The 13,373-nt window shown below is 69.0% G+C and carries 12 protein-coding genes, 1 other RNA gene and 1 pseudogene; 3 read left to right on the top strand and 11 right to left on the bottom strand.

Features of this window, described 5'->3' with window-relative positions:
• Position 1: 1 nt before the first annotated feature.
• The 7 genes and pseudogenes from murF to rnpB form a co-directional block, all read right to left on the bottom strand.
• Positions 2-1,414, bottom strand: a complete 1,413-nt coding sequence (murF, locus tag SJY26_RS09055) for a UDP-N-acetylmuramoyl-tripeptide--D-alanyl-D-alanine ligase (RefSeq protein ID WP_396592730.1) — start codon at positions 1,412-1,414, stop codon at positions 2-4.
• Positions 1,407-2,864, bottom strand: a complete 1,458-nt coding sequence (locus tag SJY26_RS09050; protein WP_396592729.1) for a UDP-N-acetylmuramoyl-L-alanyl-D-glutamate--2,6-diaminopimelate ligase — start codon at positions 2,862-2,864, stop codon at positions 1,407-1,409. The genes murF and SJY26_RS09050 overlap by 8 nt, the downstream gene beginning before the upstream one ends.
• Positions 2,861-4,613, bottom strand: a pseudogene (locus SJY26_RS09045) (peptidoglycan D,D-transpeptidase FtsI family protein). Before SJY26_RS09045 ends, SJY26_RS09050 begins: the two are co-directional and overlap by 4 nt.
• Positions 4,610-5,026, bottom strand: a complete 417-nt coding sequence (locus SJY26_RS09040) for a cell division protein (RefSeq protein ID WP_396592728.1) — start codon at positions 5,024-5,026, stop codon at positions 4,610-4,612. The pseudogene SJY26_RS09045 and the gene SJY26_RS09040 overlap by 4 nt, the downstream one beginning before the upstream one ends.
• Entirely contained in the window at positions 5,023-5,994 is a 972-nt protein-coding gene (gene rsmH / locus SJY26_RS09035) for a 16S rRNA (cytosine(1402)-N(4))-methyltransferase RsmH (protein ID WP_396592727.1), read from the bottom strand. The genes SJY26_RS09040 and rsmH overlap by 4 nt, the downstream gene beginning before the upstream one ends.
• The gene (locus SJY26_RS09030) at positions 5,991-6,458 is read right to left on the bottom strand and encodes a division/cell wall cluster transcriptional repressor MraZ (RefSeq protein ID WP_396592726.1); all 468 of its coding nucleotides are present in this window, start codon (positions 6,456-6,458) and stop codon (positions 5,991-5,993) included. Before SJY26_RS09030 ends, rsmH begins: the two co-directional genes overlap by 4 nt.
• A gap of 295 nt (positions 6,459-6,753) precedes the next feature.
• An RNA gene (rnpB, locus tag SJY26_RS09025) (RNase P RNA component class A) lies at positions 6,754-7,133 on the bottom strand.
• Between the two features lie 78 nt (positions 7,134-7,211).
• Between rnpB and SJY26_RS09020 the strand changes: the two genes are divergently transcribed.
• Both SJY26_RS09020 and SJY26_RS09015 read left to right on the top strand, forming a co-directional pair.
• Complete coding sequence (locus SJY26_RS09020; protein WP_396592725.1) at positions 7,212-7,409, top strand: hypothetical protein; 198 nt, start codon at positions 7,212-7,214, stop codon at positions 7,407-7,409.
• Positions 7,406-7,702, top strand: a complete 297-nt coding sequence (locus SJY26_RS09015) for a type II toxin-antitoxin system RelE/ParE family toxin (protein WP_396592724.1) — start codon at positions 7,406-7,408, stop codon at positions 7,700-7,702. Before SJY26_RS09020 ends, SJY26_RS09015 begins: the two co-directional genes overlap by 4 nt.
• Here SJY26_RS09015 and SJY26_RS09010 read toward each other — a convergent pair.
• The 3 genes from SJY26_RS09010 to sppA form a co-directional block, all read right to left on the bottom strand.
• Positions 7,699-8,460 (bottom strand): N-acetylmuramoyl-L-alanine amidase, encoded by a 762-nt coding sequence (locus SJY26_RS09010; protein WP_396592723.1) that lies wholly within the window; start codon positions 8,458-8,460, stop codon positions 7,699-7,701. The genes SJY26_RS09015 and SJY26_RS09010 overlap by 4 nt on opposite strands.
• A 10-nt stretch (positions 8,461-8,470) precedes the next feature.
• Positions 8,471-8,785 (bottom strand): hypothetical protein, encoded by a 315-nt coding sequence (locus SJY26_RS09005; RefSeq protein ID WP_396592722.1) that lies wholly within the window; start codon positions 8,783-8,785, stop codon positions 8,471-8,473.
• Between the two features lie 112 nt (positions 8,786-8,897).
• Positions 8,898-10,676: a signal peptide peptidase SppA gene (gene sppA / locus SJY26_RS09000; protein WP_396592721.1), complete on the bottom strand. Its 1,779-nt coding sequence runs from the start codon at positions 10,674-10,676 to the stop codon at positions 8,898-8,900.
• 240 nt (positions 10,677-10,916) lie between these two features.
• On the opposite strand from sppA, the gene panD reads away from it, so the two are divergent.
• Entirely contained in the window at positions 10,917-11,273 is a 357-nt protein-coding gene (gene panD / locus SJY26_RS08995) for an aspartate 1-decarboxylase (RefSeq protein ID WP_396592720.1), read from the top strand.
• A gap of 136 nt (positions 11,274-11,409) precedes the next feature.
• Here panD and dxs read toward each other — a convergent pair whose 3' ends face one another.
• On the bottom strand, positions 11,410-13,320 hold the full coding sequence (dxs, locus tag SJY26_RS08990) for a 1-deoxy-D-xylulose-5-phosphate synthase (protein ID WP_396592719.1): 1,911 nt from the start codon (positions 13,318-13,320) through the stop codon (positions 11,410-11,412).
• Positions 13,321-13,373: the final 53 nt, after the last annotated feature.

Raw genomic sequence — 13,373 nt, 5'->3', positions numbered from 1 at the left:
ATCAGCCCCCCCCGGTTTCCTGCTCGAGACGTAGCAAAGCGGCCGCCACGAGTGAGGCCTTCGAGCCGTTCGAACCCTTGACCATGACGATGTCGTGCGGCCTGGCCAGATCGCCGGCGCGGGCCGCGAGATCGGCGGCGGTTTCGGCCCAGACGCCGCGCCGCTCGGGGCTGACGGCCTCGAACAGATGACGCATCTGCGGGCCGGCGGCGTGGACGGTGTCGATCGCGGCGGCCTCGATGGCGGCGGCGAGGCCGGCGTGCAGGGCCTCGGACTGGTCTCCCAGCTCCAGCATGTCGGTCAGGACCACGACGCGGCGACCCCCGCGCTCGACCGGCCGGGCCCCGAGGCTCAGGAAGCCCGCCTTCATCGACAGCGGATTGGCGTTGTAACTCTCGTCGATCAGGGTGAAGGCCCCGCGCGGAAGGTGGACGGTGCGGGTCTCGCCCCGGCCCTTGAGCGGCTCGAACTCGGCCAGGGCCGCGAGCGCGGTCTCGACCGGGACGTCGAGGGCGTCCAGCATCAGGATGACGGCCAGACTGTTCAGCCCCCAGTGGAAGCCGGACTGTTTCAGCGGGAAGACGTGGGTGCGACCCCAGACCTCGGCCGTGACGCGGGCCCCGTCCGGGCCGGGGGCGAAGTCGATCAGGCGGGCGTCGTGGAAGGGCTCGGAGCCGAAGGTCGCGACCCGGGCCCCGACGTGGAGCGCGGCCTGATGCAGAAGGTCCGCCCAGGGGATGTCGCCGTTCACGACCGCCAGACCGCCGGGGCCGAGCCCCTGGAAGATGGCGGCCTTTTCGCGGGCCACTCCGGCCTCGCCGTCGGCGAAGGCCTCGATATGGACCGGGCCGACGGTGGTGACACAGGCGGCGTGCGGCTGGACCATGCGCGACAGGGGTGCGATCTCGCCGGGCGCATTCATGCCGATCTCGAACACGGCCCGCTCGACGGTCGCGGGCATGCGGGCGAGCGTCAGGGGCACGCCGATATGGTTGTTGTAGCTCTTGATCGAGGCGTGGGCCGGGCCGGCCAGGTCCAGGCCGGCCTTGATAGCCTGTGTGACGCTGGTCTTGCCGACGCTGCCGGTGACGGCCCCACGCCGGATCTGCGGGGCGCGGTCACGGGCGGCGGCCCCAAGCGCCTCGAGCGCCTTGAGGGTGTCCGGCACAACTATACAGGGGCCACCATCGACGGGGCGCTCGACGAGGGCCCCGGCGGCCCCGGCGGCGAAGGCGGAGGCCGCGAAATCATGGCCGTCGCGCACGCCCTTCAGCGCGAGAAACAGGTCGCCGGGGCCGATCTCGCGGCTGTTGTAGGTCAGGCCGGAGGCATCGAAGACGCCCCCCTCGATCCGGCCACCGGTCGCGACGGCAATCTCTTGTGCCGTCCAGAGCGGCGCGGTCGGTTCAGGCATTTACGCGCAAGGCCTCGGCGAGTTCGGTGGCGTCGTCGAAGGGATGGGTCGTGCCCGCGACGATCTGGCCCTGTTCATGCCCTTTTCCGGCGACGACGACCACATCTCCGTCGCGCATCATTGCCGTGGCCTCGCGAATGGCGGCGCGGCGGTCACCGATCTCGATCGCATCGGGGCAGCCGGCCCGGACCTCGGCGCGGATGGCGGCGGGGTCTTCGGAGCGGGGATTGTCGTCGGTGACGATGGCGATGTCGGCCAGACGCCCGGCGATTTCGCCCATCAGGGGGCGTTTGGTCCGGTCACGGTCGCCGCCGGCCCCGAAGACGACGATGAGCCGCCCGGACGCGTGGGGACGCAGGGCCTTGAGCACCGTCTCGAGGCCATCGGGGGTGTGGGCGTAGTCGACATAGGCCTCACCCCGGCCGCCGGGCACACGCTGCAGCCGGCCGGCCGCGCCGGTCAGGCTCTCCAGCGCCTGCAAAACCTGCCCGGCGTCCTCGCCGGCGGCGATGCACAGGCCGGCGGCGACGAGGGCATTGGAGGCCTGGAAGCCCCCGGCGAGGGGCAGGAGCACCTCTTGACGGGTGCCGCGCACCTCGATGGTCAGACGCTGCCCCTCGGGGACGGCCCGGCGTCCGACGAGGGCCAGGTCCCTGCCCCGTTCTCCCACGCCCATGACGCCGAGGCCGGACATGATGGAGGCGGCGGCGAAGCTGGAATAGGCGTCGGAGTCGGCGTTCAGCACGGCGGTGCGGCCGCGCGGCAGCAGGGTCTCGAACAGGCGCAGCTTGGCGGCGCGATAGGCCTCCATGTCGCCGTGATAGTCGAGGTGGTCCTGGGTCAGGTTGGTGAAGGCCGCGGCCTTGAGGCTGACCCCGTCCAGCCGGCGCTGGTCGATGCCGTGGGACGAGGCTTCGAGGGCCAGATGGGTGACCCCGCCCTCGGCGAGGGTGGCCATCAGCCGGGCGGCGTCGGCGGCGTCGGGACTGGTCAGGCCGGGCGGGGTCAGGGCCTCTGAAACGGCTCCGGACTGGGCCACGACGCCGAGCGTACCCATACTGGCGGCCTTCAGGCCCAGCGCCGCCCAGATCTGGCGGCAGAAGGCGGCGACCGAGGTCTTGCCATTGGTGCCGGTGACGGCGACGCAGGTGGCGGGCTGGGCCCCGTAGAAGCCGCGCGCGGCCAGGGCATAGGCGCGACGGACATCGCCCGAGCGCACCACAAGGGGGGCCAGACCGTCGGGCGTGTCCTGGGGGGCGAGCACGGCGGCGGCTCCCTGCGACAGGGCCTGGGGGATGAAGGCGCGACCGTCGGCGGCGCTGCCCGGCAGGGCGACGAACAGCGAGCCGGCCACGACCTTGCGGCTGTCGGCCGTGACGCCGGTGATCATGGGATCGGCCGTCAGATCGCGGTTGAGCAGATCCGACAGGCGCATGGGGTGGGCGCTCATCGGATCACACCGGCCGGGAGGACGGGGTCCACGCGGCGCGGGACGCCAAGGAAGCCCGCGATCCGGTCAGCGACCCGGCCGACCACGGGGGCGGCGACGGCACCGCCCAGACGCGAGCCCTGGCTGGGCTCGTCGATCAGGACGAAGACGACATAGCGTTGGGTCGCCTCCGGACCGTCCGCCGGGAAGACGGCGGCGAAGGAGCCGATGCCGTGGCTGGCGTCATAGCGGCCATTGACCAGCTTGTTGGCCGAACCGGTCTTGCCGCCGACCCGCAGACCGGCCGCGTCCGCCTGACCACCCGACCCTCGCAGGACGTTCGCGCGCATGAGCTGGCGCATGGCGGCGGAGGTCTCCGGCGAGACGACCCGCCGGCCTTCCTCGCCGGTTCCGCCGCGACGCAGCGACAGCGGACGGTAAGTCCCACCGTTGACGAGGGCCACGGTGGCGGCCGTCATCTGCAGCGGGGTGATCATGATGCCGTAGCCGAACGACAGGGAGGCCCGGGTCGAAGTCGCTCCAGTCGCGGGGCCGGCGGGGCCGGGCGCTTTCCTTGAGTTCGATCGGCGCGGCATCCAGCAGACCGAGCGCCTGGAAATAGCGGCGCATGGTGTCGGCCCCCATCTCGACCGCCAGCCGCGACGTGCCGATGTTGGAGGAGTGGAGATAGACCTCTTCCAGCGACAGGATCTTGTTGGTCGCGTGGAAGTCCGAGATGCGGCGGTTGCCGATCATATAGGCCTCGGATGCGTCGATCATGGTGTCGAGGTCGGCCAGACCGGTGTCGAGCGCGGCGGCGACGGTGAAGGTCTTGAACACCGAACCCATTTCATAGTGGGCCGAGGTCACGCGGTTGAGCGCGGCATCGTCGGAAGCCGAGCCCAGACGGTTGGCGTCATAGGCCGGCCAACTGGCCATGCCGAGAATCTCGCCTGTGCGGGCGTCGGCGACGACGCCGACGGCACCCTTTGCCCCCACTTCGGTGGCAGTGGCAGCCAGTTCGTTCTCCAGCACGCCCTGGACGCGCAGGTCGATGGACAGGGCAAAGTCGCGGGCCTGGGCCCCCGCGGCGCGGATCTCGTCATTAAAGGCGAGCTCGGCGCCCGAGATCCCCTTGCCGCCGGTATCGGCCACGCCGATGACATGGGCCCCGGAGCGGTTCAGCGGATAGACGCGACGGTCCTCGGGCTCGAACGACACGCCGCCGAGGGCCAGCGCATGCACCGCCTGCCGCTCGGCCGGGGTCAGACCCGGAACCACGATGAGGCGGCGGTCGCCGTTGAGCACGCGGCGCAGCCGGGACACCGGGACGTCCGGCAGGGCCCGGCGGATGCCGCGCAGCGCGGCCTCGCGGTCCCAGATCTCCGTGGGGTCGATGTAGAGACCATAGTGGGTGATGTTGGTGGCCAGCAACTGGCCGTGGCGATCGGTCAGATCGGCCCGCTGAAGGGCCCCGGGCACCGCGGCCGCACCCGCTCCGCCCCGGGGCGTCATCAGGGCGGCGTGGGCGGCGCCAAGGACAAGAAAGCCGAACACAACCGAGAAGACGATCTGGATCACGAAGATGCGGACCCGCGTGTCCTCTTCCGGCCGGGCGTCGGCGCGGGCGCGTTCGAAGGCGTGTTCGACGAACCAGACGGCCTCGGTCGCCCAGCGCAGCCAGGGCGAGACCGTCGAGGTCAGGGGCCGGCCGCCTGATCGGGGCGCTGCGGGCGCGGGACGCCAGGCACGATGGTCCTGCACGCTCATTGGGGAGCCTCCCCGGTCGCGTCTGCGGACGGCTCTCCCGAGGCCGCTGCGGTATCGGCTGTCGAAGCCGGCACCGGCGCGGGGGGCGATACGGGCTGAAGGGCGGCAAGCGCGCTTTCATCGGCCTGTCGGTTCATAGCGACCGGACCGAGACCGGCGACCCGGGACAGGTCCTCGAGACGACCGGGTTGCTCCAGCCGCGCCGCCTCGGCACGCAGCAGGCGCACGCGTTGACGGTTTTCGGCAATCTGGCGCTCGAGCTGGTCGATGGCGGCGCTCTCTCGGGCGGCGGCGGCCTTGGCCACATAGACGGAGAAGACCATGGCCCCGACGCAGACGAAGCCGATGATCTCGATCCAGCGCACGCCGCGGATCTTCCAGTCGAACAGGCGCTGGACCGGGTTGCGGGTCATGCCGCCGCCTTCCACGCCGGGGCAGCCGTGCGGACCGCGGCGCGCAGTTTGGCGGACCGTGACCGGGGATTGGTGGCCAGTTCGGCGTCGCCCGCCTCGCGCGCACCCTTGAAGGCCAGGGTGAAGCTGGGCTTGCGGGTCTCGATGGCAACGGGGGCGTGACGCGATCCGCCCGGCGCATTGCCGGTCCGCTCGGTCAGGAAGGCCTTGACGATGCGATCTTCCAGCGAATGGAAGGTGACCACCGCGAGACGGCCGCCCGGGGCCAGCGCACGCTCGGCCGCCTCCAGCCCGGCGGTCAGTTCGCCCAGTTCGTCGTTCACCGCGATGCGCAGGGCCTGGAAGGTGCGGGTGGCCGGATGGGTCGGGGCCCCGCGGCGGCCGCCCAGAGCCTTTTCGACGACGGCGGCGAGATCCAGCGTGCGGGTGAAGGGCTGTTCGACCCGGCGGCGCAGGATGGCGGTGGCGATCCGGCCCGACTGACGCTCATCGCCGTACTGCTTCAGGATGTGGGCCAGCGGCCCGTGATCCCAGCCGTTGACGATGTCGGCCGCGCTCTCCCCATCACTGGACATCCGCATGTCCAGCGGACCGTCGCGCATGAAGGAGAAGCCGCGCTCGGCCACGTCCAGCTGCATCGAGGACACCCCGATGTCGAACACCACGCCGTCCAGCCGGGCATGGCCGCTATCGGCAAAGGCTTCGGCGAGCCCCGAGAAAGGCGTACGGACAAGCGTGAACCGGCCGGGAAAATCCCGGGCCACCGCATCGGCGTGCGGCTGGACCGAGGGATCGCGGTCCAGGGCGATGACCGTGGCCCCGGCCGCCAGCAGGGCGCGGGTATAGCCGCCGGCCCCGAAGGTGGCGTCGATCATGACGTCGCCGGCGCGGGGGGCGAGGGCCTCAACCACCTCGGCCAGCAGGACGGGGGCGTGGGGAGATGGGGCGGACGGGGCCGGCGCGGTCATGCGTCGTTCCCCGGCGCGGTCCGGCGGGCGAGATCGCCCCGCTCGCGCATGGCCTTGCGGGCGAGAGCACGACGCTCATCCTTGCGGGCGTTCCAGCGGGTCCGATCCCAGATCTGGAACCGGGGACCGAGGCCGACGATCACGACATCCTCGCCCAGTCCGGCTTCCTGGCACAGGCTTTCGGGCAGAGTGATCCGGCCGCCACCGTCATAGGCCAGCTGCTTCTGGCCGCCGTAGACAGTCTCTTCCAGGGCCGTGCGCCAGTCGTCGCCGAACGGCAGGGCCTCGATCATGGCGACATACTCGGCCATCAGCTTGTCGCCGCCGGCCTCGAGGCAATCGGACTCGACCGAGAAGAAGCAGAAGACGCCGAGGTCCGCGCCATTGTCGGCCGTGCGGAACTCCTGAGGGATCAGGAGACGGCGCTTGCCGTCCAGCTGCTTCTCACTGGTTCCGAGAAACACGCCCTGCCCCACCGGACCCTTCGGCCCGCCCCCACATTCATTGCACGCCTGAAAACGCCGACGCCGCCAATCCCCACATCACAGGAATGGGATAGCATGGGATGCACTGGGTCTCAATGGGATTAGTTGACGAAACTTAACCATGTCGGCGCTGTTGCCCGGCAGAGACAACAAGAGATTGGAACATACACAGAACAGAGTAAGTATTAACAGGCTGTGCAAAGCGTGAGACGCGTTTCGGGCCAAGGAGTTAACAGGCCTTGAGCCTGACCCGGCGCTGCGCCCTGGGGAGGAAAATGCCAGACGGCCTGTAAGCCGGGTTCTGTCCCGTCCGAAGACGGTGACGATCATTCCTCTGGACCACCCGTCGCCGGATGGTTCTCGCGACCTACCCGGACGCCTCGGGCGGTGAACCCTGCGGAGGCGAGCCCCCGCGCGACGTCCCTATTCGGTCTTGCTCCAGGCGGGGCTTGCCATGCCGTCGCTGTTACCAGAGACGCGGTGGGCTCTTACCCCACCCTTTCACCCTTACCCGCGTCGAGACGCGGGAGGTTTGCTTTCTGTGGCGCTATCCCTCGGGTCACCCCGGGCGGGCATTACCCGCCGCCTTTTCACCGTGGAGCCCGGACTTTCCTCGACGGGAGCAGGTCCCGCCGCGACCGCCCGGCCGTCTGGCGAGGGGGTGATGCGCCCGGACGGCCGGGCGGTCAACCGCGGGATGCGGAGAGTGGCGATATGGGGTAGGGTTGATCCATGGCCGAGCCCGCTCAGCAGCAAGACCCGATGGTGTTCGAAAACCGCGAGGCGCGGTTGGCGTGGGAGCGTGAGCGGCTTGCAGAGGCGGAAGACGACATCGCCCACGGGCGCGTCATCTCTGGCGATGAGGCCATGGCCTGGCTTCAAGATGAAATTGCACAGGCCGAGGCGGCAATGCTGCGCGAGCGTGAATGAGCCAGGACTTTCGGGTCGAGTTTACTGCTCGCTCCCGGGAAGACGTGCAGGCGGCCAGACATTGGCTGACCCAGCCTGGCAGCGGACGGCGTTCTCACAGACGATATCTGGCGTTGCTGCATGCCCTCTCCGATCTTGGCGGATCACCGCACAGATGGCCGGCGAGTGACCATGTCGGTTTTCGCAAGCGTTCGATCGAGGGCTACCTCGTCATCTATAGTATCGACGCCGGACGGCGGACCATCACGGTTCGAAGGATTTTTGGTCCCGGTCAGGAAACCTCCACCCTCTAGTTCATCACGCCGGTGACGCTTTCGGCGGTGGCCAGCTGCAGGATGCCCATCAGGGTGGCACGGGTCTCGCCGTCGGCAATGCCGTCGACCCGGGAGGGCCGCCAGTGGCGCTGGAAGGCCTCGACGGTGATGCGGGTCTCGTCGGTGTATTTCCCGTCCGGCAGGGGTTCGTAGCCGAGCCGGTGCAGCCCGGCCTGGAGGACGTGGACGCCAAGACCCGTGTCGCCCGGCCCCAGCGGCGGGCCAAGGGCCGCGATCCGTTCGGCGGCGGGCTCGAACCACAGGCCGTGGCGATGGGCGGCCAGGGCCTTCCACGGGAAACGTTCACCGGGGTCCTGTTTGCGCGCGGGGGCGACGTCCGAGTGACCGAGAATGCGGGCGTCCTCGATGGACCAGCGGGCGCGAATCTCGTCCAGGAGGGCGACGACCGAGGCGACCTGGAGATCGGGAAAGTCACGGTAGCCGAACTCATGGCCGGGATTGACGATCTCGATGCCGATCGAGACAGCGTTGATGTCGGTCTCGCCCTTCCACCAGCTCTGGCCGGCATGCCAGGCGCGCCGTTCCTCGGGGACGAGGCGGAGGATCGAACCGTCCTCATCCACGACATAGTGGGCGGACACCTGCGCATCGGGATCGCGAAGGCGGGCCACGGCGGCCTCGGCGGTCTGCATGCCGGTGTAGTGGAGCAGGACCATGTCGGGCGGGCCGCGCCGCTGGTCGAAATTGGGCGACGGGGCCTCGGTGATGGTCAGCATGAGGGGCGGCTCAGCGGCCGTGCTGTTCCCAGCCGTAGGTGACCCAGGTGTCGCCGATCTTGTGGGCCTCAATCACCTCGTCGGCGCGGCCGGCCCGGACGGTGGCGCGGCGGCGGGCCCGGACGGCGAGACCGGTCAAGAAGACCAGGACGCTGGCGAACAGGGCGATCACCGCCACGGCGGCGGCGGTGAAGACCGCGAGGATGGCTCCGACGGTCAGGGCGGCGACGGCGGCGATCACACCGCCCACCCAGAGCAGAGGAGCCAGAAGCCCGCGCGGGCGACGGGTCTGGAAACCGAGGGTGGCGAAGCGGTCCTGGGTCATCGTCTATCCTTGTCGAGCGGCCCGAAGGCTGCCCCCGTCACCAATGTCGGTCCGCAAATGTGAACCGTCAATGACATGATGCGTCAAAGGCCAGTGTGTCGCGGACGGGTCCTCACGGCAGGGGCTGGTCCGCGAGGACGGAAGCGCCCTGGCCGCGCAGCCGTTCCGTCTGGATGCGCGACATGACGGCGCGGGTCTGGGGATCGGCCATGACACCGCCTAGGGCCACCAGGGCCTGCGCCGCCTCGGACTGGACGCCGAAGACTTCCGACAGGGCCTCCCAAGGCGACTGCGGCGTCGGGAAGCGCTTGTAGCGCACGGACTGGTCGGCCGGGATGTTCGCCAGTTCACGCGCCTTGCCGATGGCCTCGGTCAGGCCGCCCAGCTGGTCGACAAGACCGAGGGTCTTGCCTTGGGCTCCGGTCCAGACGCGCCCGCGGGCGATCTCGCGCACCCGGGCGATGGGAATCTTGCGGCCGGTGGCGACGCGCTGGACGAACTCTTCGTAGGTGCGGTCCATCGAGGCCGAGAAGGCGGCGCGCTGACCTTCGGTGAAGGCGGAAGACGGGCTGAAGGCATCCGAATAGTCGCCGCCGACCGACAGGCCGCGCAGATCGACGCCGAACCGGCCGAGGGCCTCGGACACGACGAACTTGCCGCCGAAGACGCCAATTGAGCCGGTCAGCGTCGAGGGCTGGGCCACGATCCAGTCCGCCTCTGAGCTGATCCAGTAGCCGCCCGAGGCGGCATAGTCGCCCATGGAGATGACCACGGGCTTGCCGGCGGCGCGCGCGGCGCGGACGGCGGCGAGGATCTGCTCCGAGGCCTCAGGCGAGCCGCCCGGCGAGGAGACACGGAAGACGATGGCCTTGACCGCGCTGTCCTCGATGGCGTCGTAGATCGCTTCTGCTGTGCGGTCCGAATAGATCGAGGAACCGCCGCCGAAGGTGGACGATCCGCCGGTCCCGGTCATGATCGCGCCTTCGCCACCGACGATGGCGATGGCGTCGCGGCCCGACCCGGTCCGTTCGCCCTTGGACGAAGCGTAGTCGGAGAATTCGATAATGTCGGACCCACGGCCGGCCCGGCGTTTGGCCTCGGCCTCGGCCTCCTCAACCTGGCCGATCTTGTCGACCAGTTTCAGCGAAAGGGCCTGCTGGGCCGAATAGGGTCCGGCCTCGATCGTGGTCTTCAGGGCCGGGGCCGCGACCTTGCGGTCGGAGGCGGCATTGGCGATGGCGCTGTCGTAGATGGAGGTCATCCAGGCGGTCATGGCCTCCCGGTGGGGGCCCGTGTAGTCGGACTGGGTGAACTCGTTCACGGCGTTCTTGTATTCGTAGCGCTGCTCGAACTGGGCGTTGACGCCATATTTTTCGAAGGCGCGGCCGAGGAAGACCGAGTTGGCCGAGAAGCCGGTGGCCTGGAAGCTGGCGGTGTTCTGCATCCACAGTTCGGACGCCGAGGCCCCGACCATATAGCTGGAGATCACGGTGCCCACGGGCATGAAGCCCTGCGAATGGGCGATCACCACCTTGCCGGCGGCGCGGAAGCGACGGATGGACTGGCGGATCTCGTCGGCGGCGGCGGGCGACAGGCCGGCCTCCGGCAGGCGCACCAGCAGAACCTTGACCTGGGCGTCCTTCTCGGCCTGGGCGAGGGTGTCGACGATGCCAACGACCGACAGGCCGGAGCCTCCGAAGGCGGCGAACGGATTGGTCGAGACCTGATCCGTCAGGCCCTCGCGCAGATCCAGTTCAAGCACACTGTTGGCCGGCGTCGCCGGTGTGCCGGACGATGCTGCCGCAGCGATGATCAGAACCATCGGAATGACGATGATAAACAGGATCAGGCCGGTGAAGACGCCCAGCACCGTCAGGAAGAACTGTTTCATAAGGTCAGGGCGTCCATCGAAAGGCCATGGTCGGCCACCCGGGCAACATAGGCGTGAGACCGTTGCGGTCAAATGAAGGTGACGTAACAGGCGAAATGTCGCTGTGGGTGGCCGGACAGCGCAGGGACGGAGCCTCTCGCATTTGCAGCATGGCGATTGATGGCGCGGCGCGAACTCCCTATATGAGCCGCCTGCGAGCGGGGGCCAATCGCCCCGCGTCACGACGGGACCGCACCTCCCATGCTGGTCACCCTGATGAAGGCCAAGCTGCACCGCGCGACGGTGACCCAGGCCGATCTGGACTATGAGGGCTCGATCGCCATCGACGGCGATCTGCTGGATGCCGCCGGCATCTATCCGAACGAACAGGTCGATGTGCTGAACATCACCAACGGCGCGCGCTTCACGACCTATGCCATTGAGGCCCCGCGCGGGTCGAAGGTCATCGGGGTCAACGGGGCGGCGGCGCGGCTGGTCCAGAAGAACGACAAGGTGATCGTGGTCACCTACGGCCAGATGCCCGAGGAAGAGGCCCGGCAGTGGTCGCCGACCGTGGTGCTGCTGGACGAGGGCAACCGGATCAAGACGGCGGCGTAGGTTCTCTTCCCTCCCCCTCGGGGGAGGGTCGTCGCGTAGCGACGGGGTGGGGCGGGCCGCACAAGGCCTTGACCGCCCCCACCCGGTCTTCGCTGCGCTTCGACCACCCTCCCCTGAAGGGGAGGGAGAAAAGGCGCTACGCCCTCACCGCCCCTCGCACCGTCTCGACGCCCAGCGCCTTCAAGGCGGCGGCGGCGATGTGGTCGGCGTCGAGGCCGGCTTCGGCGTATTGCAGGGCGGGCGCGTTCTGGTCCTGGAAGATGTCGGGCAGGCACAGGGTGCGGACCTTGAGCCCGGCGTCCAGAGCGCCCTCTCCCGCCAGGAACTGGAGCACGAAGGCCCCGAAGCCGCCCATGGCCCCCTCCTCGATCGTGATCAGGGCCTCATGTTCGCGGGCCAGACGGGTGATCAGGTCGTGGTCCAGAGGTTTGGCGAAGCGGGCGTCGGCCACAGTGGCGGAAACCCCGTGGGCCGCGAGGATATCGGCGGCCTTGAGGGCTTCCTGCAGACGGGTGCCGAAGGACAGCAGGGCTACGGACGTGCCCTCGCGGACGATCCGGCCGCGGCCGATCTCAAGCGGGGCGGCCAGTTCCGGAATTTCAACGCCGACGCCGTCGCCGCGGGGATAGCGGAAGGCCGAGGGGCGGTCGTCGATCTCGCAGGCGGTGGCGATCATGGCGGCCAGGTCGGCCTCATCGGCCGCTGCCATCAGGACCATGCCCGGCAGCGCGCCCATGTAGCCGATGTCGAATGATCCGGCGTGGGTGGAGCCATCGGCCCCGACCAGACCGGCGCGGTCCATGGCGAAGCGGACCGGCAGCGACTGGATGGCCACATCGTGGACCACCTGGTCATAGCCGCGCTGCAGGAAGGTCGAATAGATGGCGCAGAAGGGCTTCATGCCGTCGGCGGCAAGGCCCGCCGCGAATGTGACAGCGTGCTGTTCGGCGATGCCGACGTCATAGGTCCGCGCGGGATAGGCCTGGCCGAACAGGTCGAGGCCGGTGCCCGAGGGCATGGCGGCCGTGATGGCGACGATGGTCGGGTCGATGGCGGCGCGTTTGATCAGTTCGGTGCCGAACACCTTGGTGTAGCTGGGCGCATTGGAGACCGATTTGGACTGTTTGCCCGAGATCACGTCAAACTTGACCACCGCATGCAGCTTGTCGGCGCTGGATTCCGCCGGGGCATAGCCCTTGCCCTTCTGGGTCACGACGTGGACGACCACCGGACGGTCGGTGATGGCGGCGGCGTTCTTCAGGATGGGAACCAGATTGTCCATGTCGTGGCCGTCGACCGGCCCGATGTAGTAGAAGCCCAGTTCCTCGAAGAAGGTCCCGCCGACGACCATGCCGCGGGCATATTCCTCGGCCTTGCGGGCCGCCTCGCGGAACGGCCGGGGCATGTGTTCGGTGATCTTGCGGCCGAACTTGCGGAAGTTCTGATAGGCCCCGCCCGAGACCTGTTTGGCCAGATAGGCGCTCATGCCGCCGACCGGCGGGGCAATCGACATGTCGTTGTCGTTTAGAATGACGGTCAGCTGGCCGGTCGTCTCGGCCGCATTGTTCATCGCCTCATAAGCCATGCCGGCCGACATGGAGCCGTCGCCGATGACCGCCACGACCTTGTTGTACCCGCCCTTCTGGTCGCGGGCGGCGCAGAAGCCCAGGGCAGCGCTGATCGAGGTCGAGGCGTGGGCGGCACCGAAGGGGTCGTATTCGCTCTCACTGCGTTTGGTGAAACCCGACAGCCCCCCGCCCGTGCGCAGGGTCCGGATGCGGTCGCGACGCCCGGTGAGGATCTTGTGCGGATAGCACTGGTGGCCGACGTCCCAGATGAGGATGTCTTTCGGCGTCTCGAACACATGATGCAGGGCCACAGTCAGCTCGACCACGCCGAGGCCCGCCCCCAGGTGCCCGCCCGTGGTCGAGACGGCGTCGATAGTTTCGGCGCGCAGCTCATCGGCCAGTTGCCTCAGCTGGGCGGCGTCGAAACCGCGCATGTCGGAGGGGACGTGGACCTTGTCGAGCAGCGGGGTGACGGGCATCGGACGCGTGAACCTTGGCTTTATTGACTTTTTACCGACCGATCTGACGCCGG

Origin of the sequence: Brevundimonas sp. R86498 (assembly GCF_044598075.1) — a bacterium.
Classification (GTDB): Bacteria; Pseudomonadota; Alphaproteobacteria; order Caulobacterales; family Caulobacteraceae; genus Brevundimonas.
The sequence above is the reverse complement of the archived record's forward strand: the minus strand, read 5'-3'. Positions and strand labels throughout refer to the sequence as shown.

Excerpts from the sequence above, each read along its gene's own strand:
- murF (WP_396592730.1), bottom strand. The coding sequence starts at position 1,414 with ATGCCTGAACCGACCGCGCCGCTCTGGACGGCACAAGAGATTGCCGTC.
- SJY26_RS09050 (WP_396592729.1), bottom strand. The coding sequence starts at position 2,864 with ATGAGCGCCCACCCCATGCGCCTGTCGGATCTGCTCAACCGCGATCTG.
- SJY26_RS09040 (WP_396592728.1), bottom strand. The coding sequence starts at position 5,026 with ATGACCCGCAACCCGGTCCAGCGCCTGTTCGACTGGAAGATCCGCGGC.
- rsmH (WP_396592727.1), bottom strand. The coding sequence starts at position 5,994 with ATGACCGCGCCGGCCCCGTCCGCCCCATCTCCCCACGCCCCCGTCCTG.
- SJY26_RS09020 (WP_396592725.1), top strand. The coding sequence starts at position 7,212 with ATGGCCGAGCCCGCTCAGCAGCAAGACCCGATGGTGTTCGAAAACCGC.
- SJY26_RS09015 (WP_396592724.1), top strand. The coding sequence starts at position 7,406 with ATGAGCCAGGACTTTCGGGTCGAGTTTACTGCTCGCTCCCGGGAAGAC.
- SJY26_RS09010 (WP_396592723.1), bottom strand. The coding sequence starts at position 8,460 with ATGCTGACCATCACCGAGGCCCCGTCGCCCAATTTCGACCAGCGGCGC.
- SJY26_RS09005 (WP_396592722.1), bottom strand. The coding sequence starts at position 8,785 with ATGACCCAGGACCGCTTCGCCACCCTCGGTTTCCAGACCCGTCGCCCG.
- sppA (WP_396592721.1), bottom strand. The coding sequence starts at position 10,676 with ATGAAACAGTTCTTCCTGACGGTGCTGGGCGTCTTCACCGGCCTGATC.
- panD (WP_396592720.1), top strand. The coding sequence starts at position 10,917 with ATGCTGGTCACCCTGATGAAGGCCAAGCTGCACCGCGCGACGGTGACC.
- dxs (WP_396592719.1), bottom strand. The coding sequence starts at position 13,320 with ATGCCCGTCACCCCGCTGCTCGACAAGGTCCACGTCCCCTCCGACATG.